Annotated in this window: 18 protein-coding genes; 9 read left to right on the top strand and 9 right to left on the bottom strand. The window is 62.5% G+C overall.

Annotated elements, in window-relative coordinates:
- Window positions 1–132: 132 nt before the first annotated feature.
- The 4 genes from EM6_RS05350 to EM6_RS05335 form a co-directional block, all read right to left on the bottom strand.
- Window positions 133–1269: an acyltransferase family protein gene (locus EM6_RS05350; RefSeq protein WP_126420835.1), complete on the bottom strand. Its 1137-nt coding sequence runs from the start codon at window positions 1267–1269 to the stop codon at window positions 133–135.
- Between the two features lie 198 nt (window positions 1270–1467).
- Window positions 1468–2205, bottom strand: a complete 738-nt coding sequence (locus EM6_RS05345; RefSeq protein ID WP_126420833.1) for a GntR family transcriptional regulator — start codon at window positions 2203–2205, stop codon at window positions 1468–1470.
- 149 nt (window positions 2206–2354) lie between these two features.
- Entirely contained in the window at window positions 2355–4607 is a 2253-nt protein-coding gene (locus tag EM6_RS05340) for an EAL and GGDEF domain-containing protein (protein ID WP_126420831.1), read from the bottom strand.
- An 89-nt stretch (window positions 4608–4696) separates the two neighbouring features.
- The gene (locus EM6_RS05335; protein ID WP_126420829.1) at window positions 4697–6325 is read right to left on the bottom strand and encodes an ABC-F family ATP-binding cassette domain-containing protein; all 1629 of its coding nucleotides are present in this window, start codon (window positions 6323–6325) and stop codon (window positions 4697–4699) included.
- Between the two features lie 184 nt (window positions 6326–6509).
- On the opposite strand from EM6_RS05335, the gene EM6_RS05330 reads away from it, so the two are divergent.
- Window positions 6510–6719 carry a DUF4287 domain-containing protein gene (locus tag EM6_RS05330; RefSeq protein ID WP_126420827.1) on the top strand — a complete coding sequence of 70 codons (210 nt, stop codon included), beginning with the start codon at window positions 6510–6512 and terminating at the stop codon, window positions 6717–6719.
- 36 nt (window positions 6720–6755) lie between these two features.
- Here EM6_RS05330 and EM6_RS05325 read toward each other — a convergent pair whose 3' ends face one another.
- From EM6_RS05325 to EM6_RS05305, 5 genes are all read right to left on the bottom strand, one after another.
- Window positions 6756–11012: a translocation/assembly module TamB domain-containing protein gene (locus EM6_RS05325; protein ID WP_126420825.1), complete on the bottom strand. Its 4257-nt coding sequence runs from the start codon at window positions 11010–11012 to the stop codon at window positions 6756–6758.
- The gene (locus EM6_RS05320; protein WP_197723594.1) at window positions 11012–13189 is read right to left on the bottom strand and encodes an autotransporter assembly complex protein TamA; all 2178 of its coding nucleotides are present in this window, start codon (window positions 13187–13189) and stop codon (window positions 11012–11014) included. The genes EM6_RS05325 and EM6_RS05320 overlap by 1 nt, the downstream gene beginning before the upstream one ends.
- Window positions 13190–13390: 201 nt before the next feature.
- Complete coding sequence (locus EM6_RS05315) at window positions 13391–13771, bottom strand: hypothetical protein (protein WP_126420823.1); 381 nt, start codon at window positions 13769–13771, stop codon at window positions 13391–13393.
- A 113-nt stretch (window positions 13772–13884) separates the two neighbouring features.
- Window positions 13885–14235 (bottom strand): DMT family protein, encoded by a 351-nt coding sequence (locus EM6_RS05310; protein WP_126420821.1) that lies wholly within the window; start codon window positions 14233–14235, stop codon window positions 13885–13887.
- 107 nt (window positions 14236–14342) lie between these two features.
- Window positions 14343–16166 carry a hypothetical protein gene (locus EM6_RS05305; protein WP_126420819.1) on the bottom strand — a complete coding sequence of 608 codons (1824 nt, stop codon included), beginning with the start codon at window positions 16164–16166 and terminating at the stop codon, window positions 14343–14345.
- Window positions 16167–16398: 232 nt separating this feature from the next.
- On the opposite strand from EM6_RS05305, the gene ruvC reads away from it, so the two are divergent.
- The 8 genes from ruvC to pal all read left to right on the top strand — a co-directional run bounded on the left by ruvC (window position 16399) and on the right by pal (window position 23212).
- A complete protein-coding gene (gene ruvC / locus EM6_RS05300) occupies window positions 16399–16977 on the top strand; it encodes a crossover junction endodeoxyribonuclease RuvC (protein ID WP_126420817.1) in 579 nt (192 codons plus the stop codon).
- On the top strand, window positions 16974–17591 hold the full coding sequence (gene ruvA / locus EM6_RS05295) for a Holliday junction branch migration protein RuvA (protein WP_126420815.1): 618 nt from the start codon (window positions 16974–16976) through the stop codon (window positions 17589–17591). Before ruvC ends, ruvA begins: the two co-directional genes overlap by 4 nt.
- A 119-nt stretch (window positions 17592–17710) precedes the next feature.
- Entirely contained in the window at window positions 17711–18754 is a 1044-nt protein-coding gene (gene ruvB, locus EM6_RS05290; RefSeq protein WP_126420813.1) for a Holliday junction branch migration DNA helicase RuvB, read from the top strand.
- 294 nt (window positions 18755–19048) lie between these two features.
- Window positions 19049–19753 carry a MotA/TolQ/ExbB proton channel family protein gene (locus tag EM6_RS05285; protein ID WP_126420811.1) on the top strand — a complete coding sequence of 235 codons (705 nt, stop codon included), beginning with the start codon at window positions 19049–19051 and terminating at the stop codon, window positions 19751–19753.
- Between the two features lie 13 nt (window positions 19754–19766).
- A complete protein-coding gene (locus tag EM6_RS05280) occupies window positions 19767–20249 on the top strand; it encodes an ExbD/TolR family protein (RefSeq protein WP_126420809.1) in 483 nt (160 codons plus the stop codon).
- A gap of 2 nt (window positions 20250–20251) precedes the next feature.
- Window positions 20252–21058, top strand: a complete 807-nt coding sequence (locus EM6_RS05275) for a hypothetical protein (protein ID WP_126420807.1) — start codon at window positions 20252–20254, stop codon at window positions 21056–21058.
- Window positions 21059–21071: 13 nt separating this feature from the next.
- The gene (tolB, locus tag EM6_RS05270; RefSeq protein WP_126420805.1) at window positions 21072–22382 is read left to right on the top strand and encodes a Tol-Pal system beta propeller repeat protein TolB; all 1311 of its coding nucleotides are present in this window, start codon (window positions 21072–21074) and stop codon (window positions 22380–22382) included.
- 275 nt (window positions 22383–22657) lie between these two features.
- A complete protein-coding gene (pal, locus tag EM6_RS05265; protein ID WP_126420803.1) occupies window positions 22658–23212 on the top strand; it encodes a peptidoglycan-associated lipoprotein Pal in 555 nt (184 codons plus the stop codon).
- Window positions 23213–23407 lie beyond the last annotated feature (195 nt).

Genomic DNA, 23407 nt, shown 5'->3' with positions numbered 1-23407 from the left:
GTCCAGATAGGAGAGCAAAATCGCTATTTTGTCTATAGAAAACTTGGTTTCAATTGTTTGGCAGCGATTTTCGCCCCCGAAATGGTCGCCCCTAACGGTAAAATTGGATATAAATTGGGCTAAATGGCGGCTTTAAACCTTTATGATCCAACCCTTGCGGCGCAGATATTCGACCGGCAGCCAGACGCAGAGAATGAACAGGGCGACGGGAAACAGGGCTGCCACGGCCTCGCCCACTGTGGCGCGGCTCAAGACATAGGTTTGGGTCAGTAAATCCCAGCCGAGCAGCGGGTTCATCAGAAAATGCAGCACATAGGCGGCAATGGCGTTGAGGCCAAAGGCGCTGGCGAAGGTTACGGGCAGGCTGAGGGGGCCATGCAGTGGGGTGTCGCGATTATCAAGCCACGCATGCAGCGGCGCCAGAGCCAGGAAGGTGATCCCCGTCGTCACCAGCACAAAGGAGGACGACCAGATGTCCTTGATAACCGGAAAGACAAAGCCCCAGCCTGCGCCGACGATCAGCAGAACCGCGCCTGCCCCGGCGAGGGTCAGGGCGCTGCGCCTGTGGCTTTGCATCAGGAACTCACCCACCGCCATGCCGAGCAAAGCCTGCGCGAGGGCGGGCAGGGTGCCGAGCAGGCCTTCGGGGTCGTAGCCTTCCGGCCCCTTGACGTAGTTATGGCCGCCCGCGCCGAACATCAGGCGATCGACCGAGGCGATGAAATTGTGGCCGCGCTCCCAGATATCGCCCGACAAGCCATCAAGCGCCGGAAGCAGGCTCAGGGGCCAGTAGAGCAGCAGGATGGCTGCACCGATCCCCAGTCGCGTCTTCGGCCCAAACCACAGGAACAGCACCGCCGCTGCGCCATAAACGAGGCCGATGCGTTGCAGCACGCCCCAGAAGCGCCAGGGCTCGCCATCGAAATGCGCCAGCCAGCCAAGGTTCGACAACAGCCAGCCGATGAGAAACAGCCGAACGACGCGCCAGCCGATCTTGCGGGCCTGAGCGGCATCGAGGCCCGTCGTCATCTTGGCCTTGTGTAGGGCCATGGGGATTGACAGGCCAACCATGGTCAGGAAGGCCGGAAAGACCACATCCGCGATCTTAAGTCCTTCCCAGTGGGCGTGCAGAAGCAGCGGAAAAACCTTGGCCTGAAGGCCGTAATACATGCCTGCCGTCGCATTGACGAGGATCATGCCGATGACCGTCAGGCCGCGCAGGACATCCAGAGAGGGCAGGCGTTGCACCGCGGTCTTCGGATCACTCATTGGCTGTCTCCCCGCCTGATGATGCAGAGGGGGACGATGCCCGATTACGCGCAAAAGTCAAAAGGCGTGTTTGGCTTAGAGCGATGTGCGGAAACGAAGTTCGGCGAAGCCAAAAGTGTGAGCGGTTTTTTCGCAAAAACATCGCGACAAAACAAAAATTTAGAGCGAAATGGCGTTTCCACCTAAAGTCATTTCGCTCTAGAGATCGTTCAGTTCGGCGACCACATCATAGGCGTCGCCGCGATAATAGCTCTGGGTGAATTCAGCGGCGCGCCCGTCGGCCAGAAAACCACGCCGTTCGATAAACAGGCCGGGCTCACCGGCTGTGACATTCAACTGTTCGGCCTGATCGCGCGAAAAGGAGATAGCGCGCAGGCGCTGAAGCGCGCGCACCGGACGGTGGCCGGAGGTTTCCAGCGCCGCATAGAGCGAATCGCCGACCGCTTCGATCGAAGGCAGGCAATAGCCGGGAATGGTCGAATATTCCAGCGCCATGGTCGAATCGTCGGCATACCGGATGCGGTGAAAGCGATAGACCAGCGAACCGGGCGACAGACCCAGAGACAGGGCTTCTTCGGGGGTGACGGCCCCTTCCGACTTACTGACCCAGACGCTGTGCGGTTTGCGGCCGCGCGAGATCATGTCTTCGGAAAAGGAGGACAGCTTGGAAAAGCTCTTTTCGACGCGGGCGGCGACAAAGGTGCCGGCCCCGCGACGGCGCGTCAGAAGCCCTTCGTTGACCAGCCCGTCAATGGCCTTGCGCACAGTAATGCGTGAGACGTCAAAGGCTTCGGCCAGATCGCGTTCGGGCGGGATGGCGTCATCGGCCACAAAGACGCGCGCGCGGATGGCTTCGCGCAACACCTTTTGCAGTTGCAGATAGAGCGGGGCGGGATCGTTTTTTTCGAGGCGACCGACAGAGTCTATGATGGACATGGAGTTTAAGTCTCTCTCGCGACCTCTGCCGCTCTCAATCAAGCCGCAGGTGTCGGCGACTCAGACCCAGTATAATAGCGACCGGGTGGCGTCAAAGTCAAAGCCACAACCGGGGCAGAGGCCTGTCATCGGCCCGCGCCGCTAGGGCCTCAGCGCTGACCCGCTGCCAAAAGCGCAGGCGGCGCTTCACTGAGGCAATAGGCCTGCGGCCGCCCGATCAGATAGCCCTGTACGGCATCGGCACCCATGTCGCGCAGCAGGTCCATCTGTTCCTGAGTTTCCACGCCTTCGGCGATGACCGGTATGTTGATAGCGTGCGCCATACCGATAACGGCGCGCACGATCGCTTCGGCCGGTATGCCGTGCTTGTGCACCTTGCGGTCCGGCGACGGCGTCAGACCTTCGACAAAGCTACGGTCGATCTTGATCAGGTCGAAGGGGAAGGTCTGAAGGTAGGAGAGCGAGGAATAGCCGGTGCCGAAATCGTCCATGGCGATACGCACGCCCATGGCCTTGAGCTGGCGCAGCACGTGCAGGGCGCGGTCGGTGTTTTCGATCAGCACGCCTTCGGTGACCTCCAGTTCCAGACGCTGCGGCCGGAAGCCCGTGCGGATCAGTTCCTGCTGCACATAGCGGGTCAGATCGCCCTCGCAGATTTGCAACGGCGACAGATTGACCGCAAGGTTCAGATGCGCAGGCCAGGTGGCGGCGGTTTCCAGCGCGCGCGACAATATCCATTGCCCCAGAGCGGTGATCAGGCCGGCCTCTTCGGCCACCGGAATGAAATCACACGGCGGGATCGCCCCCAGTTCCGGGTGCGTCCAGCGTACCAGAGCCTCATAACCGATGAAACGATTGAGGTTCAGGCAGAACTGCGGCTGATAGACCAGCGACAGGCCTCGCTGACCGTGCGCAAGCGCGTCACGCAGATCGGCCTCAAGGCGGCGACGGCGGCGCAGGGCCTCGGCCATGGTGGCATCGAAGGCGCGCCAGCAGCCGCGACCATCCGTTTTGGCCTTATACAGCGCCATATCGGCGTGGCGCGTCAGGCGATCAAGCGTCGGGCCTTCGTCGGGATAGAGGGCAAAGCCAAGGCTGGCCCCGACATCGGGGGCCTGATGACCAAATTGTGCGTGCATCTCCGATTGAAGGGCGCTGACCAGCGCCTCGGCCTTGGCTTCGGCCTGAGCGCGCTGGGTCACGCCGACCTGAAGAAAGACGAATTCGTCGCCCCCCAGTCGCGCCAGCACGTCGCCGGGGCTGGCCAGATCGCGCAGGGTTTCGGCAACGGTGATCAGCACTTCGTCGCCGACCATGTGCCCCATGGTGTCATTGACCTCCTTGAAGCGGTCAAGGTCGATCAGATGCAGGGCCAGTTGCGTCTTCTGACGTGTGGCACGCGCAGCTTCTTCGGCCAGACGTGTCTGGTAGAAGCCGCGATTGGGCAAGCCGGTCAGGGAGTCATGATGGGCCAGATACTGAATACGTGTCTGAAAAGCATCCTTTTCGAAAGCCAGGGTGCATAACTGTGTGCAGACATCGACAATGCTCTGCACGAAGGTATTGAGGACGAACGGCTGGGTTGAATAGAAGGCGAAGGTGCCGATGACCTTGCCTGCCTTGTCCTTGAAGGGCGTGGACCAGCAGGCGGTGTAACCCAGCGGCTCGGCCAATGCCTGATAAGGCGCCCACAGGGGATCGGAGCGCATGTCATTGACCATGACGGGCTCGCCGCGCCAAGCGGCGGTCCCGCACGAGCCGACAACGGGGCCAATGGCGAGGCCTTCGATGGCGGCATTGTACCAGTCGGGTAATCCTGGCGCGGCCAGTGGGCTTAGCTTTCCCTCCGCCACGCGCAGGACCGACATGCTGACGTCCTGCACCATGTGTCCCACTTCAAGGCAGAGCAGGGACAGGGTTTCGGACAGGGGCTTATCCTGTAAGAGCGCGTCGAACACCAGACATTGCAGCGTTTCGTTCAGCTTGGCGTAGGTGATGTCGCTGACCGTGGCGATGACGCGACGGCGATGGGCGGCGTCGGTCATGGCGGTGGCGCTGAAAGACACCCACATCGGGTGACCGTTGCGATCATGAACCAGCAGCTCGCCGCTGCGCTGACCGTTGCGGTGGACGTCGCTCAGTATGTCTTCGAGGTGCTCACACGAATCCGAATGCAGGCGGCACAGATCCCCCAGCGTATGACCGCTTAACTCCGAGGCGCTGAACCCAAGCAGGTTGCGAAACGCTTCGTTGACATACAGAAACCGGCCGCTGGTGTCGGTGATCACCATGGCGGTGTCTATAGCATCTACGGCCTCTCCCTTGAGTTGCGTCAGCTCAGTGGCGTCGCCCTCCATATAACGGCAGGACAGGGAGGCAGGGGGGGTAAGCGGAACGGTCATGGGCAAAGATACTTACCGCTGGATTGCGGAAGTAACCATGATATCCGATGCGCGTGAACATTCCGGTAAGCGACAGGGTTAACCGGAGCTTACCCGTTCGGGTGCAGGCCCGGTGCTTCCTGACCGGTGCGCGCCACATATTCCGTATAGCCGCCGCCGTATTCGTGCACGCCGTCGGGCGTCAGTTCCAGTACGCGGTTGGACAGGGCCGCCAGAAAGTGACGGTCGTGCGAGACGAACAGCATGGTCCCTTCGAAATCGGCCAGCGCCGCAACCAGCATCTCCTTGGTCACCATATCCAGGTGGTTGGTCGGTTCGTCGAGCACCAGAAGATTGGGCGGATCGAACAGCATCCGCGCCATGACCAGCCGCGCCTTTTCGCCGCCCGAAAGCACACGGCAGGGCTTTTCAACATCGTCGCCGGAAAAACCGAAGCATCCGGCCAGGGTGCGCAGCGCACCCTGCGGGGCCTGCGGGAATGCGCCTTCCAGCGACTCGAAAATCGTCTCTTCGCCATCGAGCAGGTCCATGGAATGCTGGGCGAAATAACCCATCTTCACACTGGCCCCGACGGTGACCGTGCCCTTGTCGGGTGTGGTATCCCCGGCCACCAGCTTGAGTAGGGTGGACTTGCCCGCGCCATTGGCCCCCAGCACGCACCAGCGTTCCTTGCGCCGCACCTTGAAGTCGAGCCCGCTGTAGATGGCGTGGTCGCCATAGCTTTTGTGCACATCGCGTAGGTTCAGCACGTCGTCGCCCGAACGCGGGGGGCTGCGGAATTCGAACTGTACCGACTGACGGCGGCGCGGCGCCTCGACGCGCTCGATCTTGTCGAGCTTCTTGACGCGGCTCTGCACCTGCGCCGCATGGGACGCGCGCGCCTTGAAGCGCTCGATAAACTTGATTTCCTTGGCCAGCATGGCCTGCTGGCGCTCATACTGCGCCTGCCTTTGTGCCTCGGTCAGGGCGCGTTGCTGGTCGTAGAAGTCGAGATCGCCGGAATAGGTGATCAGCGAACCGGCGTCGATTTCGATGACCTTGCCGATGATGCGGTTCATGAAGGCGCGGTCGTGCGAGGTCATCAGCAGCGCGCCGTCGTAGTTTTTGAGAAAGGCTTCCAGCCAGATCAGGCTTTCGAGGTCGAGGTGGTTCGACGGTTCGTCGAGCAACATGCCGTCGGGCCGCATCAGCAGGATGCGCGCCAGCGCCACGCGCATCTTCCAGCCGCCGGAGAGCAGGCCTACGTCGCCGTCCATGCGCTCCTGGCTGAAGCTTAAGCCCGCCAGCACTTCGCGCGCCCGCGCCTCCAGCGCATAGCCGTCCAGTTCCTCAAAGCGCGCCTGCACCTCGCCATAGCGCTCGATAACCGCATCGAAGTTGTCGGCCTGATCCGGGTCGGCCATGGCGGCCTCAAGCTCGGCCATTTCGGCAGCCAGCGCGCTCACCGGGCCGACGCCATCCATCACGGCGGCGACGGCGCTTTGCCCGGACATTTCGCCGACGTCCTGACTGAAATAGCCGATGGTCATGCCGGCATCGATCGACACCTGACCGTCATCGGGCGGTTCCTGCCCGGTGATCATGCGAAACAGCGTCGTCTTACCCGCGCCGTTCGGCCCGACCAGCCCGACCTTCTCGCCCTTCTGCACGCCCATGGAGGCGTCGATGAACAGGATCTGGTGGCCGTTTTGCTTGCTGATATTGTCGAGGCGGATCATACGGGACTTACAGAGTAGAGGCGGGGAGGGCCGCGCGTTTTGCAGCGCAAGGCGGTTGCAAAGGCCTGTACAATGGCGCGCACATTAATGAAAGGGTGCCTTTCGGCAGAATTGTTGCTGAAATCTGTCTTTGGCGGTACTCGGTGAACACCATAATACGGTTATGCAAAGGAAAGAGAAGGATATGACCGATAAGATCAAAGGACCGGCTTCCTATTTTCCCTCGATCGAAAAAACATATGGCCGACCAGTGGCGGAATGGCAGGCCTTGGTCAGAGAGAGGCTTCCAGCCAAACATATGGAACTGGTCTCTATGCTCAAAACCGAACACGGCATGGGGCACGGTCACGCCAATGCTATCGTCGCTTACACTCTGGCGAATGACGTTTCATAAACCCAGAGCGGAATAATTCCGTTAAAAATCATTCCGCTAATAGTCCCGCGAGTATCGGAGATTGACGCTGGTGCCCGTCGTGGAGCCGACCTGTGTCAGCACCGACAGGACGCGCGACAGGGCGATCTCGACCTGCGTGGCCGTGAAGCCGCGCGTATCGGTGACGATCTCGACATAGATGTCGTTGGTCAGGTACTGACCCGCCGCCAACGCCGTGCCCCGGCCCGTCGAGGCATCGGCCCCCAGCACGCGCAGACGGTCAATACCGGTCACCGAACGCAGCTTACCCAGCGGGTTAAGCCCGCCCCCCTGAAGCGCCTGAAGCGAGGCCGCCAGTTGTAGGGCCTGCGTCGCCGACAGGTTGGCGACATTTTCGCCGAACAAAAGGCGCGACAGCACCTCGTCCTGCGGCAGGGCCGGGGTGGAGCCAAAGGCGATCTGCGGGTTCTGGGCGCGGCCTGAGACACCGATGGTGCCGGTGATGTCATCGACCTTGGTCGTCGCGGTCAGGGTGATTTCCGGATTGTTCAGGCTGCCGCCATCGAAGATGATCTCACCCTTGTCGATGTCAAATTCACGCCCGGAGAAGGCGTAGGTGCCGCGCAGGGCATTGAGCCGCCCCACGATATGCGGGTCGCGCGTCGTGCCGCCGACCGTCAGGTTCATCTTCCATTCGGAGTCCAGCCCCATGCCGGAAACGAAGATCTGGTTATCGGCGCGCAGGCGGATATCGAGGTTCCACAGGGTGGGGGCGACGCGGGTTGATTTGCGATCCAAGACACGCGCGCCCTTGATGCGCACGCCCTCCAGCTCGTCGACCTTGGAGGCTCCCTGAAACACCACCTGATAACGGAATTGCGGCAGGTTGAGATTGCCGCGTATCCACGGGCCGTTCTGGGCATCATTGATGACATCGAGCGTACCCGACACGGTGGAGGCCAGCGCGTCCGAAGCTGCCAGACGGGCATTGTCCAGTTTGGCATTCAGCTTCATCGGGAAGTTGTCGTCGGCGCTCAGGCCCACAAAGCCGGTGGCCGACACGCGGCCGTCTCCGGCGCGGCCTTCGAACTTTTGCAGTTCCAGCCGGTCGTTGGAGAAGCGGCCTTCCAGAGCGATATCGCTGATGCGCGTGCCGAAGGTCAGGTGTTCGTACACCAGACCGTTGCCGCGTACCAGACCATTGAGCCGCGGCTGGCGCAATGTGCCCGACAGGTCGGCAGCCAGCGCCACATTGCCGGTCATCTGCTGATCGCCAAGGCCAGCGAGTGAGAACAGCACGCTGGACGGCCCATTGAAGCGCAGGCCGCCGGAAACGGCGCCGTTTTGCAATTGCTGCGTCCACGCGCCGTCACCGCGCGGGTCGATGCTGAGGGTGAAGCGGCCTATATCGGCCGCGCCCTGCCGCAGTAGGCCGCGCGCTTCGGAGCGGGTTTCACTGACGCTGGCCTGCATCTGGATATCGAGGGGCGTCGAAACGCGGGCAATGGTGGTGCGCGTCAGATTGTCGAAGCTAAGCTGCATCTGGGCCTGCGGGAAGGCCTTGCCCCGCTGGGTGTAGTCGAGCCCGCCGGACACCGTGCCATTAACCCCCAGATTGGGGTCGATAATGTTGAGGATGCTCAGGTCAAAGCGATCAAACTGCGCCTGCGCGCGGAGGACCTCGCCAAAGCGTCCAGCCAGATTGACTTTACCTTGGGCGGTCATCAGCACCGCCGGGGTCAGTACCCAATCCTCACCCTGACGCACCACGCGGGCGGGGCGTTCCAGCGCAAACGGCACCTGACCGGCGCGACCGGACAGGGCGATCAGAGCGTCATCGGGCGACACCTGCGCATTGGCCGCCAGATTGAACGACGTGCCGGCGTCGCCATTGGCGATCATCTGCACCGTGCCGCGCATGCCTTTGAGGTCGATGCGGGCGCGGGCCTTTTCGACGTAGGTCTGGCCATAGACCACGTCGGCCAGTTGCACATCGCCCTTGATCGTCGGTTGTTCGTCAAGGCGCGCCGTGGCCTCAATAATGGCGCGCCCGATGCGGATTTCGGCTTCACCGGGCAGCAGGGCATTGTTGGCGCGGGCCGAGACCTGAGCCCCCTGCACGGCGTCAAAGGCCAGCAGACGCGCCGTGCCGTTGATCCCGCGCCCGGTCAGGTTCAGCGTGCCCGTAAAGGGGCCGCTGGCTGATTGTGCCACGCGGCCTTGCGCGCTGAAACCCGCCACCTGCGCCGTGCGCACGTCGATGGTCAGCGGGCCGTCGCTTTTCAGCACCAGCACATCGGCCTTCAGAGGGCCGTATTGCGAGCCGCCTTCGGCCGTGATGGCATAGCCCTGCGGCGTGCTATTGATGTGCGCCACCACCTGTTGCAGACCCAGCCCCAGACCGGGCTTTTCCGCGCGCAGGGTCAAGGTGGGGGCCTTCAATGTTCCCCCGGCCTCGGCGCTCAACGGCCCGTACTTGGCCGACTGCGCCGCCAGTTTGAACTCCAGCCGCCCTTTCGACAGGCGACCGCTGGCCGAGGTCAGGCGGAAATCGGGTGCCGTCAGGGTCAGGCGTTGCAGGATGACGTCGCCATTGGCGGTGGTGTTCATCGCGCCGGAAAATTTGAAGTTACCGCCGAAAAACGACTTCAGGCCGCTATTGTCGAGGCGCAGGCTTTCGCCATCGACCTTGCCCACAATGCCGAAGCCGCCGGCCTTGAGCTGACGCAGATCGGCGTCGATCATCAGGTTAAACAGGCCGATCCCATCGACCAGATACTGATTGATACGCCCCTTAAGGGCGCCCTCGTAACGGCCTTCCGACGGCTGGGCGAGGATGATGGCCGTGCCATTGATCTTGTCCGAGCGGATTTTGAGATTGTCCGACAGGATCAGGCCGTCCGACCAGGCCAGGTCACCATTGATCGTGATATTGCTGACTAACGACTCCGCCGCCGCATTCAACCCGGTCATGTGTCTGGCCGAGGCCTTGACCGGGATCAGGATATGGTCGCCATCGAGGCGCGACTTGCCTTCGGCGCGGAGTTGATGCACCACCACATCGTTAAAGCCGATGCTCCCGGCCGACAGTCCATAGTCGATCAGGGGGCGTTTGAACGCCCCATCCAGACGCAGCGTCGCCGCAATATCCTTGCCATTCAGCCCCTTGGCGATACTGGCGGGTTTGAGCAGGGCGGCGTCGATCGTCAGATCACCGAACGCCCCTTTTGCCAGATCGACACGGCCCTTGGCGTTCAGCGTCAGGGCATCGGCGGCGAGAGACAGGGTGCCGTCGGCGACGCGGTCCCTGAACGTCGTCGAAAGATCGACACGGACGGCCGGAGACAGCGTGTCCGACAGCGACGGCACAATGGCCTGCGGTCGCGCCGTGCCCTTCACACCGAACAGGCCGTCGCGCGCCGTCAGGTTTAGATCGGCCAGCGGCTGATCCCCCGCCGTTCCGCTGAGGCGACCGTCCCACGCTTTCCAGTCACCTTTGCCCTCCAGCCGCAGGGTCAGGGGCGTCTCCAGTTTGGCCAGTCCCGTGATGGCGCCGCCTTTTGGCGCATCGACCGCCGCACTCAGGTCAAAGCGGTTGGCATCGGGCTGCGCATCGAGTTTCAGGACGGCGCGGTCGCCACGGTCGCCGCTCAGACGCGCGTCGATCAGGGCGCGCCTGTTTTTCAGATGGGCCGTGCCGCTAAGCGTCAGGGTCTGGGCGTCTCCGGTCACCGGCGGGGCCAGATAGAGGGCCTTGATATCGACCTTTTCGGCGTCGATGCGCAGATCGGGCAGGGTGAAGGGTTCGGACGGCGTGGTCTTGGCCGTTTCGCTCAGGGCGGGTTGCCGCAGCCACTCGACGCGCGGCGACGACAGTTCGCGCACATCGAGATGCTTGTTCAGCAGCCCAAAGGGCCGCCAGTTGAGCCGCACCGCCGGGCTTTTGAGGAAGACGCCTTGCGCATCGGACAGGGTCAGGTCGTGAACGGTGAAATCGCCATAGATCGAGCCGTCTATGCGCCCGACACCGATCCTCAGACCATTATCAGGCTTAAGGCCGGTGATTTGCGAAACGATAAACCGCTTGCCCGGCGCGCTATCGAGCGCGGCCACGCCGATCCCGCCCAGCACCAGCAGCGCGCCTACCGCCCCCCCGGTCCACATCAGCGCCTTGCGCCACGCAAAGGCTTTACGCACCGGGGCCGGACGCTCCGGCGGCGGCAGGTCGTCGCCCGCTTCCGAGCGCGCGTGGTCCTGCGTCTCTATTGCCGCTTTGGCGGTTTCAGGCGTATCGGGGGTCGGGTCCTGTGTCATCAGAAGGCCTGCCCGATGCCGACATAGAGGGAGACGGGCGATTCCCCGTCGCGGCGTGAGATCGGCGTCGCGATGTCGATGCGAATGGGGCCGAAATTGGTATAGTAGCGCGCCCCGACGCCGACGCCAAAACGCAGATCGGAAAACGGCGGGAATTCCTTGTCATAGACCTGACCGGCATCGATGAACGGCACGATGCCGATATTGCCCATGCGATAGCGCGCTTCGAAGGCCAGTTCGACTGAGGAGCGCCCACCGATGGGGTTGTTGTTATTGGCCGGGTCGCGCGGCCCCAGTTCCTGATAGCCAAAGCCACGCACTGAGCCGCCGCCCCCGGCATAGAGGCGTCGTGACGGCGCGATATTGGAGGTTTCCGCCCCGTAGATAGAGGCCAGTTGCGCCCGCGCCGCCAGCACGACCTTCGGGCTAACCTGACGGTAGTAGGTGGCGCTGCCGACATTGGCAATAAAGTTGCCCGCTCCGCCATTGAGCGACACGGTCGGCGTCGATTGCACACCGGCGCGCCAGCCGCGCACCGGATTGAGCAGATTGTCCGAGCGGTCGTAATTCAGCTTCAGCGGCACGGAGGCGTAGAAGTAGTCATCCTGCACATTGGCGTTGCGGCGTTTGGAAAAGCCGGTTTCGCGCGTCGCCAGCACCTCGGCCCCGTAGGACCAGGTCCAGCGCTTCTGCCACAAAGGTGTCGATACGCGCGACACGTTCACGCTGAACGACACGGTCTGGGCTTCGTAGGAATCGTAGGCCTGATTATTGAAGGCCGCGCCATACTGAAGGGTGCGGTCGCGGCGTTTGGCGTTGGAGCGGCGGAAGGTGACGCCAAGACCCTGTTCCTGCGTCCCGGCGATGACCGAGGCGATCAGCGCCCCTTCGGGCGGGCGGAAATTGCGGTGCGTCCAGTTCAGTTCGGTGCGCAGACCCTGACCGGTGGAAAAGCCGATATCTCCGGCCAATGTGCGCGGGCGTCCGGCATTCTGCGTGACCTTGAGATCGACGACCGTTGTGCCATCGGGGTTCTTTTGTTCGGTCAGGACCGGTTCGACCGCCACCGAGGCAAACAGGCCGGTGGCCGACAGGGCCTGACGCAGATCGTCCACCTGACGACTGTCGTACAGGTCGCCGCTCTCGAAACGCGACAGGACGCGCACATGATCGTCACCGAAGGCCTGACGCTGGCCTTCCGAGCGGATGGCCCCAAAGCGGGCGCGCGGGCCGGTGGTGACGGGCAGGGTGTAGTCGCCCGTGCGCGTCTGCGGGTCGATCAGCACGTCGCGCATCCCCAGATCGGCAAACGGATAGCCCTGTTGCGGCAGGACCAGCGCCAGATTGGCCTCAGCGGATTTGATCAGGGTGGCGTCCACCGGATCGCCGACCTTTAGCGGCAGATTGTCGGCAATCAGGGTCGGCGGCTCGGTCGGATCGGCCTTCACGGTGACGGAAGACAGGCTGTAGCGTTCCCCGGCGCGTGCCGAGACGCGCACCTGAACCCGGCCCTGCGTGCGGCCGGTGGCGTCCTGAAGGCTCTCGCCGGGTTGCAGGATGGGGGCCTCGATGCGCGCCACCACTACGGCGTCGTAATAGCCTTCGCCTTTCAGCAGGCGCAGTGCCGTCTGCTCATCCTCGGTCAGGCGCGCGCGCAGCATGGCGGCATTGGCGGCGCTGCCTTTTCCGGATTGCAGGGCGCTCAGGTCCTTGAAGCGGTTTTCGAGATCGAGTGCCGCCAGACCATCTATGTGCAGGTCATAGCGGATGGCCGGGATCGCCTGCTGATTTTCACTTAGGATGACGGGCGCGGCCTTCGGGTTGAAGCTGTCGAGCGGCGGCAGGGCCGCGGTCAGGGCCGGGTCTTCGTCGGGCTTAAGCGGCGGCAGTTCCAGCGTTTCGACGACCGGGGCGGGCGCGGTAATTACCGAGGTGGCGGGCTTTTCTGTCGCCTGAGCGGGTGTCACGGATTGCGGATTGATGGCCGGGGAGGTCAGGGACGGCAGAGCTTTTTCGAACTCGTCGTCGCTGATGATGGGGGTCTCGGTAAGCGGGGCGTCCGTCGCAGGCGGCGTGGACGCAGGGCTGGCCTCCGGCGCGGGCTGAGCGAGTGTCTGTGCCGTCGCCTGTCCTGCCAAGCAGGTAAATGCCATCAAGGCCGGAGCCGCCAGACGCAAGGGATTATCCTGTCAGTAAGTACCGTAACATACCGGGACTACACCCGCACCGCGCTTTATGCACGTCGGATATATAAAAAAGCACTTAGATAGTTTTGCCGAGCCCGGATAGCGGGGCATCGTGTCTTTTTCGCCCGCCCGGTTCAGCAAAAAAGCGCCCGGCAGGCACCGGGCGCTTCGGAAATCCGTCCTGGCGGAAATCTATTTCCACCACCAATTGCCGCGCTTGGGCGGGTCCTTAGGCAGATCGGTGCGTCCGCGCGCCACCGTGGCATCGGTGCACGACACCGGGCGTGAGCCACCCACCTTGCCTTCCATGCCCAGAGCGGTTGAGTCCGGCTTGTTCTGGGCCGTGACGGTCACCAGCTTGCCGTCCTGATTCAGGTGAACTTCGGTCTTGCTCTGCGAGTCGTAGGTCATCACCTGAGGCGCCGTGCCGTCGGGCTCAAACTGCGCCACGCAGGCGTCGGCGCGCTGCGCCTGAGTGCGGGCATCGACATAGTCGTAACGGGGCGTGGGACTACAGGCCGACAGCCCCCCCATCAGCGCAACACCCCCCATGATTACCAATGCGCGTTTCATACCTATCCCTCGAAATACCGCCGCTAAAAATATGGTTAACGCCTATAGTGGCACAGATGCCGCCTGAGTCAAAGCTTTAGAATGTGACGTTTCTCGTCTGTCGCTTCCCGGCATCACCCCTTGTAGAAGATGAAACCCGCCCCCAGTGCGATCAGCGCAAACCCCACAATGTGCGTCCAGCGGATGGCTTCGCCGAGATAGAAGACCGAAAACAGCACAAATACCGACAGGGTGATGACTTCCTGAATGGTCTTGAGCTGAGCCGCAGAAAAGACGCCGTAACCGATACGATTGGCCGGCACCATCAGGCAGTATTCAAAGAAGGCGATACCCCAACTGACCAGAATGAGGATCCACAGTTTCTCGTGCTTGACCTTCAGGTGCCCGTACCAGGCAAAGGTCATGAAGATGTTGGAACCGATCAGCAAAAGCACGGTCATCAGACCGGGGGGCAGGGCAGGCATAAGGCGAGACTCATCAAAGTGAAGCCGAACAGGCGGCTTTGGCCGCATCGCCATACGGTGTTCAGTTATAAGATTTCAAGGTGCCTTGAAGGGACGTGCCTCGGTTTTCAGGCGCTCAGCCGTTCGGCGTCACGACGGGCGTTTTCAGCCATGGCCTTCAACCCCGCGTGATCCGGCACGCGCGCCGACAGCTCGGCAAAGACGCGATGGGCGTGCTGATAAAGCGGGGCCGCCTTCGGGCCTTCGCCCAGCAGTTCACGCACCTGCGCCTGTTTGGCCAGGGCGATGGCGTGCGCGGAACGCTTTTGGAGATTGTCGGGGTCTTCGGCCGACAATTCGCCCCGGATGCGGCTCAGTTCCTCCAGCGCCTGCGCCGTATGGCCGAGGTGGCCGCCCGCCTGGGTCAGTTCGGCATATTGCGTCAGCAGGTCAAGGCGGGTGTCACGGTCGGTCACCACCCCCAATGCCCGGCCGATGACCGGCAACATCTTGTCCGTCTCATTGGCCATGCGGTAGCGGTGGATGAGATACATATGTATGTTGCCGTCGGCCGTATCCAGTGCCGACACCTGTTCATAGGCGTGCATGGCTGCCGTATCGTCGCGGCCCATGTGCAGGGCCCCATAGATGCGCCACAGTTCGGCGGCCTTTTCCGGCAAGCGGGCATCGGCAAAGGCCTGCGCCTCCTGTGCCATTACCGCCGCGCCGCCGCTCAGATCGCCCTGGGCGATGCGCGCAAAGGCTTCGCGGCTTTGCAGGGCGTTGTCGTGATAGAGCTGACTGAGGCGCACGTGCAGTTCGCCTTCGGCAATGTCGCGCGTGGCGTCAGGCCAGTGGGTGAGGGCGGCCGTCAGGGCGCGCGCAATCTCGGCCTGTGGATCAGTGGCGTTCAGAGATGCGACGTCGCTTTCGACCGCAGGCTCGGAGTCCGGCGCAGGCTCTCTGGCCTCTACGGCTTCGGCGGGTGTCGTTTCCAGCACCACCGAGTCGAGCAGAGGGGTGGCGTCTTCGAAGGTGTTGTTGTCGGCTAAGGCTTCTGACAAGGCCTTGTATTCGGCCGTTGAGCCGACCGGGGCCTCGTGCATCCGCTCGCTCAGCGACTCCGTTTGCGCGGCGCGTGGCGGGGCATCGGAATCAACCTCCTGCGTGCGCACGGCATGGACTTCCTCGACGCTGGTCACAGAGGTCGGATCAGGCCTGTCGATAAAGCGCATGGCTGAATGGATGACCGAATTGATATCCGGGGCGGCCTCAGGTTCGGTGCGCGCTTCGGGGCCTGCGTGCAGCAGCGCCGCCGCGATCGGGTCACCAGAGATCGCCGGAGTCTCGTCCACAGCAGGCTCGGCAATAGTCGCCGGTTCGGTGGCCTCTGCGACCGGCTCAGGGGGCACCACCTCTGCGGTTTCGGGCGTGGGCTCTGGCCGGAATGGAATGATTTCGGCGCTGGGCAGCGGTTGCGTCGGCGCTTCGGGCTCAGGTGCAGCGCTGACGGGCGCGGGCGGCGCCGCGGCAGCGACCGGGGCTTCGAAGCGCAAAGATGCCTTGCGCGTATTGTCGGCAACCAGTTGCGCTACTGGCGCGGGCGTCTCGGCAGCCTCAGGGACGGCAACGGGCGCCGCTGCAACGGCGGGAGCGGGTGTCGGGACGACGGTTTTGGCGGGGGTGCGCTTGACCGGGGTTTTGCGTGCCGGCGTCATCAAGCTGACCACTGTGCCGACGATCCCGACCAGCAGGCCAACCAGCCCCAGGGCCAGAAGGCCCGACATGGACGGCGTGATGCGCACCCAGTTGATCCAGTCCGGCAGATAAAACCCAGCGGACAGAGGCGCACCGCCATTGATCAGCGCAAATGCCACCGCTGCCCCCGCGGCGATGGCAATACCGATAAACAGGCCTGCATTGGCGCGGGAATGACCCTTATGTGCCGCCATGTCCATAACCCCCATTAAGAATACACTACCAAACCTTAACCCCAAGCCGGTGTTCTTGACAATCGCTTCCTGCGTCAGTTTGAGGCAGGCAGGCGCGCCAAGGCCTGATTTGGGTTCGTTTCGCGACGGTGGGTGCAGGTTTCACGCCACGGTTTGGCGCTGCGCAGGGGTTAACCCCGGCGGCAAGAATTGCCGATTGCGCGGGGAGCGGCGAAGGGGTAATGCTGAACGAATGCAGAACAACAGGATTCGCATTATCGGGCTCGACCCCGGCCTGCGCCGTTTGGGCTGGGGCGTTCTGGACGTCGAAGGGGCGCGGCTGAGCTGGGTCGCGCACGGCGTCATCCTGCCTGATGAAAAGGCGGAACTGTCGGTGCGTTTGCTCTATCTGTTCGAGGAACTGGGTAAGGTCATCCTTCAGTATCGTCCGCAGGAAGCCGCGATCGAAGAGACCTTCGTCAACATGAACCCGGCTTCGACGCTGAAACTGGGCCATGCGCGCGCGGCGGCCATGCTGGCTCCGGCGCAGGCCGGCCTGAGCGTGGCCGAATACGCGGCGCTTGACGTCAAGAAATCCGTGGTGGGTGCCGGGCGCGCCGACAAGGATCAGATTCTTTTTATGATCAAGCGTCTGCTGCCACGTGCGGCGACGGCGGAAAACGGCCTGACGGCGGACATGGCCGATGCGCTGGCCGTGGCGGTGACCCACGCGCACAAGCGCAAACACAGGATTCTTGAGCGCACCCCGAAAAGTGTGGAGCGGTTTTCGGTAACAGGTGCGCGACCAGCTAAAAAAGGGGCGGCGGCATGATCGGACGGTTGCGCGGTATTTTGCTGGAAATCGAAGACGACGAAGCCGTGATCGAGGTCATGGGGGTGGGTTATATCGTCAAGTGCGGGGTGCGCACCCTGGCCAACCTGCCCGGCAATGGTCAGGAAACGATACTGCATATCGAAAGCCAGACGCGCGAAGACGGCACTCGGCTTTACGGGTTTTTGTCGAAGGACGAACGCAAGACCTTTCAGCAGTTGTTGACCGTGCAGGGGGTGGGACCTAAGGCGGCTCTGTCGGTGCTCGACATACTGACGCCGCACGAACTGGCCATCGCGGTAGCCCATGAGGACAAGACGAAGGTCAACAAGGCCAATGGGGTGGGCCCCAAGCTGGCTCAGCGCATCGTTATTGAGCTGAAAGGTAAGGCGCTGGCGGTCGGGGAAGCCTTTGTGCCGATGGCCCCCGGTGCGGTGCTGGCCTCGGTGAGCCCGACGGCCAGTCTCAATGGTGAGAGCGTGGCGGCCCTGATGGGGCTGGGCATTCCCGAAGCGCAGTCGCGGCAGGCGGTCGAGGCAGCGGTCAAGGAACTGGGCCCCGAAGTCGAACTGGCGGCGGTGATCCGGGCGTCTCTGAAGTTGATTGGTAAGTAATTAAGCGCGGCCCCAAAAGTGTGAAGCGGTTTTGGGATCAAGCCGCGCGTAAAACCCAGCGCGGCCCCAAAAGTGTGAAGCGGTTTTGGGACCCCGCCGCGCGTTATTAAGGATAGCTCATGGCGCGTATCATTTCCGGCGAACCGACGGACGACGAGGTCGAGGCCTTTGCCTCGGACCGCGCCCTGCGCCCGCAGAGCTTTGATGACTTTGTGGGGCAGGCTCCGCTCAAGGCCAATCTCAAGGTCTTCGTTCAGGCCGCCGCGGCGCGCAAGGAAGCGCTCGATCATGTGCTGTTCTATGGCCCGCCGGGGCTGGGCAAGACGACGCTGGCGCAGATTGTGGCCAAGGAATTGAAGGTCGGGTTTCGCGCCACGTCCGGCCCCATGCTGGCCAAGGCCGGCGATCTGGCGGCCATCCTGTCGAATCTTGAACCCAATGATGTGCTGTTTATCGACGAAATCCACCGGCTGAGCCCGCAGGTCGAAGAAATCCTCTATCCGGCCATGGAAGACTATGTACTGGATCTGATCATTGGCGATGGTCCAGCGGCGCGCACGGTGCGAATCGATCTGGTGCCGTTCACGCTGGTGGGGGCAACGACGCGGGCCGGGCTGTTGTCGCAGCCGCTGCGCGACCGTTTCGGCATCCCGCTTCGGCTGGAATTCTATACGCCTGAAGAACTGGTGCGCGTGGTGATGGGGACGGGGCGCAAGATGGGGGCGGTGATGAGCGAGGACGGCGCTTTTGAGGTGGCTTCGCGCTCGCGCGGGACGCCGCGCGTGGCCGGGCGTCTGCTGCGCCGGGTGCGCGACTTCGCGACCGCCGAAGGGGCCGAAATCATTGATAAAAAAGTCGCCGCGCGCGCGTTGGCGCGCCTCGAAGTCGATCCGTCGGGGCTCGATCAGCTCGACCGCCGATACCTGACCGCCATGATCGAAAACTACAATGGCGGGCCGGTGGGGCTGGAAACCATCGCCGCTGCCATTGCCGAAGCGCGCGACGCGGTCGAAGACATGATCGAGCCCTATCTGATGCAGCAGGGCTTTATCCAGCGCACGCCGCGCGGTCGCATGGCCTGCGCGCGGGCCTATACGCATCTGGGCCTAAACCCGCCGGCCAATGGGACGATGACGCCCTCAACTGGTGATCTGTTTGAGTGAGCCTTTCGGTTTTTTCGGAATTTTATAATCCGCGCGCCACATTAATGTCGCCAAACCTGTGTCAGGATGGGAAGCCTGCGGGTAAAACGCTGCGATGCAGCAAAAAACACCCATTTTGCGCCTTTAAAAATTTGATCGCATGGTTAAGCTAGAGCGTGCTTCGAAAAAGTGGACACCGGTTTTTCGAATAAGGCACGCGAAAAGGAGTCTAAGAGCCCGTTTCGTTTTCCGCAAAACGACACCGGCTTTGGACTGAATCCGGCCCCGACCTAACTATTGCCTCAGGAGTTGTTCATGGAAGCCGCCCACGCCGCCGAGTCCCTCAGCTTTATCGACCTGTTCCTGCGGGCCGACTGGGTTGTGAAGAGCGTCATGCTTCTTCTGGCGTTGGGCTCGCTGTGGTCCTGGGCCATCATCATCGAAAAGGGCTTCAAGCTGGCCAAGCTGAATAAGGAAGCTGCCGGTTTCGAAGCCGAGCTGGCGGCCGGGCGCGCCCTGGAAGACATTGCCGCCAAGCACGGCACTCAGCCGACCGCGCCCTTTCCCAAGCTGCTGGTGACGGTGACGTCGGCCTGGGGCGAGTATAAGGGCAAAAGCATTTCGGCCCCGGAAGGTGAACTTCTGCTGTCGCGCATCGATCGCGAACTGAACCACGTCATTTCGACCGAGGCCGACGCCATGGAAGACGGCCTGAGCCTGCTGGCCGTTGTCGCCACCGCCGCGCCCTTCATCGGGCTGTTCGGTACGGTGTGGGGCATCATGAACGCCTTTTCGGCCATCGCCTCGCAGGGCGACACCAATCTGGCCACCGTCGCGCCGGCCATTTCCGAGGCCCTGTTTGCCACGGCCATCGGTTTGGGCGCGGCCATCCCGGCCTACATCTTCTTCAACCTCTACAATGCCAAGGTGGCGCGCTTCGTGGGTCGCCTCGAAGGCTTTGCCGATGAACTGATGGTGTCGGTCACCGGTCGCCTCGGCGGCAAGCTGGCCGGTCGCTGAGAGGGGCACGCACATGGCAATGGGTAATGCAGGCACAGGCGGCGGACGCCGGCGCGGCAGGCGGCGGGCACGCCGTGGCGCTCTGGCGGAAATCAACGTCACGCCGATGGTTGATGTCATGCTGGTGCTGCTGATCATCTTCATGATCTCGGCACCGCTTCTGACGTCAGGCATCAAGATCGAACTGCCGAAGACCGAGGCGGCGGCACTGAAGGACGAGGGCGATCCGATCACCGTCTCCATCCAGCGCGACGGCGCGCTGTACGTCATGGATGATGCGGCCACGTTTGACCAACTGACGCCGCGCCTGATGGCCATGACCGACAACGACACTTCCAAGCCCATCTATGTGCGCGCCGAAGGGGCCGCGCCCTATGAGACCGTGGCCAAGGTGATGGCGCGTCTGTCCACCTCCGGCTTCACCAAGATCAACCTTCTCACTGAAAACCTCGGCAAGACGCAAAAACCGGCGACGGCCGGGGAGGCGGCACCGTAACCATGAAGATGGGTCGCGCCCTTATCGGTTCGCTTCTCCTGCACGCAGGTGTGCTGGCGCTTGCCTTCCTCAACTGGAACACGCTGCCGGAGGCCAAGCCGGTGGTGTCGGTGCCGGTGCAGATCGTGGCCGAACTGCCGGAACGCTCGATGGCCGCCGCGCCGGTCGATGAGACGGCGGTGCTGGAGCCCGTGCCGGAACCTGCGCCCGCGGAACCCGTGCCGACGCCTGAGCCAGAACCGGTCCCGACACCGCCCGCGCCGAAACAGCCGGTGCCGGAGGTGAAGAAGGAAACCAAAAAGCCTGAGCCCAAAAAGCTGGAGCCTGTTAAACCGGCCAAGACCAAGCCAGACCCCAAGGGCACGCAGAAGCCGAAGCCTCAGACGCTTGATCTCGATTCCCTTTCTCAGGTGAAGTCCTCGCCTCCTAAGTCCAACACACGGACTCCGGCGCGTCCGACGCGCACGCCGACCGATGGGTCATCAGCGCGCGGCAGTGCGGCGGCCGATACCGGTCCGGCCCTGAACGCCCTGACGGCCAAGCTGCAACGCCTGTGGTCGCCCAACTGCGATGTGCCCGGCGGCGATCAGGTGCGCGCGGTTATTGCCTTCACCATTTCGCCCAATGGCCGCGTGATCAAGGGGCCGGAGTGGCAAAATCCGCGCAATGACCCGGTTTGGCAGGCGGCCGCCGGTCGCGCGCAGGCGGCGGTCAAGAAGGGTGAGCTGTACGACAATCTGCCCGACGGACTTTATAACCAACCTCTGGAAATCACCTTCAATGCGCAGAAGGCCTGCGCAGGCGCATAACGGGAGGCCCTTCATGAAACCCTTTAAAATCGCTGCCGTGGCTCTCATAGCCTTTCTGGCTCTGGCGGGTGCGCCGCTGGCCGCCTTTGCGCAGGCCCCGATCCGCGCTGAGGTCAATGAGGGCGTGATCGCGCCCCTGCCCATCGCCATCGACATCGAATCGAGCGGTTCTGATCTGGGCGACAAGATCACCAAGGTGGTGATGGCTGACCTTGAGCGGTCGGGCTTCTTCAAGCCCATTGACCCCAATGCCTTTATCGAACAAAGCGTTGGCATCGACGCCACACCGACCTTCGCCAGCTGGAAGACCATCAATGCGCAGGCGCTCGCCAATGGCGTGGCGCGTGTCGATGGGGAAGGCCGCCTTCAGGTCGATTTCCGCCTGTGGGACGTCTTTTCCGAAAAGCAGCTTCTGGGGCAATCGGTAACGGCGACGCCGGAAAACTGGCGTCGTATCGCGCACAAGATCGCCGATGCCATCTATGAAAAGCTGACCGGTGAAGAGGGCTATTTCGATACCCGCATCGTCTTCGTGGCCGAAAGCGGGGCGCGCGGTAAGCGCGTCAAGCGACTGGCCATCATGGATCAGGACGGGGCCAATCCGTCCTATCTGACCGACGGCTCATATAAGGTGATGACGCCGCGCTTCTCGGCCGACTCGCAGGAAGTGGCCTATATGGTGCTGCGCGAAGATTCGGCGCGCATCTATGTTTTCAATATCGAGACGGGGCGTCAGGAAGCCGTGGGCCAGATCAAGGGCATGGTCTTCGCGCCGCGCTTTTCGCCCGATGGCAGCAAGCTGGCCTATTCGGTGGCGCAGGGCGGTAATACAGATATCTATGTGATGGACCTGCGCACGCGCGCCACGCGCCGCGTGACGACCGATCCGGGCATTGATACCTCGCCCTCCTTCTCGCCGGACGGTTCAACCATCGTGTTTAACTCTGACCGGGGCGGTTCGCCGCAACTCTATGCCATGAATGCCGACGGTTCGGGTGTGCGCCGCATTTCGTTCGGTGGCGGTATCTATTCGACGCCGGTCTTTAGCCCCAAGGGTGACAAGATCGCCTTCACCAAGCAGTCGGGCGGTCGGTTCTCTATCGGCGTGATGGATGCCGGTGGCGGCAATGAAAAGCTGCTGACTTCGTCCTTCCTCGAAGAAGGCCCGACCTGGGCCCCCAATGGCCGCTACATCATGTTCTTCCGTGAACCGCCTGGCGCGCTGCCGTCGCTGTGGATGGTGGAGGCGTCGGGTCGCATTGAGCGCGCCGTGCCTTATTCGGGTGGCGCATCGGACCCGGCGTGGTCGCCCCGACTGAAATAAGGGACATATCGCGCGGTATTCCCTATCGGATACTGATTTTTACGAGCGCAAATCCTTATTTTGCCTATGAGGATTTGCGCGCACCCTATTTTTGAGCGCATTATGTGTGCAGCGCAACATCTTTGCCACAAGACTGTTACAGAATGTAACTAAGTGTGGTGTTAGGATTTGACAAATTCGCCATCTGGCGGAAAAGTAGCATCATTCATTTTCTCAGGAAATGGCACGCCGTTTCCATCCACTTTGCAATTGTTCCAACCAAGGGGTTTTTTTCGATGACCAAGTCTGTATTCAAACTCGCTCTGCTGGCCTGCGCCACGCTTTCCGTGGCCGCCTGTGCCGGTAAGAAGCCGGAAGTCGTGACGCCCCCGCCGGTCGTTGCCGAGCAGCCGGCAACACCCCCGGCCTATACGCCGCCGCCGCCCGCCGACACCAAGCCGCTGTCGCCGACCGGTCCGGTTCCGGGCTCGCAGCAAGACTTCGTCGTCAATGTGGGCGACCGCGTGTTCTTCGATCTGGATCAGTCGTCGCTGCGTGAAGACGCTAAGGCCCTGCTCGACAAGCAAGCCGCGTGGCTCGTTCGTTATCCGGCCGTGAAGGTGCGTATCGAAGGCAATGCCGACGAACGCGGCACCCGCGAATACAACTTCGCCCTGGGTGCCCGTCGCGCCGAGTCGGTGTCGCAGTACCTGACTTCGAAGGGTGTGGTGCCGTCGCGCATCTCCACCATCTCCTACGGTAAGGAAAACCCGATCGCTACGGGCGCTGACGAGGAAGCCTGGTCGCAGAACCGTAACGCCCACACCGCCATCACCGAAGGCGCGCAATAGGCGTTCAGACCAAGATGACGGAATGAAAAGGGTCCGGTTCGCCGGGCCCTTTTTTATACCCTGAATGGGGGAGGGGGGCGGGCTCGGGCTTGCCGCGACACCTCCCGCCTGCTATCGCAGGGGAAAGTAGAGTCCGCGTCACCGCGTTGGTCGGCCTGTCCGTTTCACAGGCGACCCTCATCCGAACAGCATCCC

Origin of the sequence: Asticcacaulis excentricus (assembly GCF_003966695.1) — a bacterium.
GTDB lineage: Bacteria > Pseudomonadota > Alphaproteobacteria > Caulobacterales > Caulobacteraceae > Asticcacaulis > Asticcacaulis excentricus_A.
The sequence above is the reverse complement of the archived record's forward strand: the minus strand, read 5'-3'. Positions and strand labels throughout refer to the sequence as shown.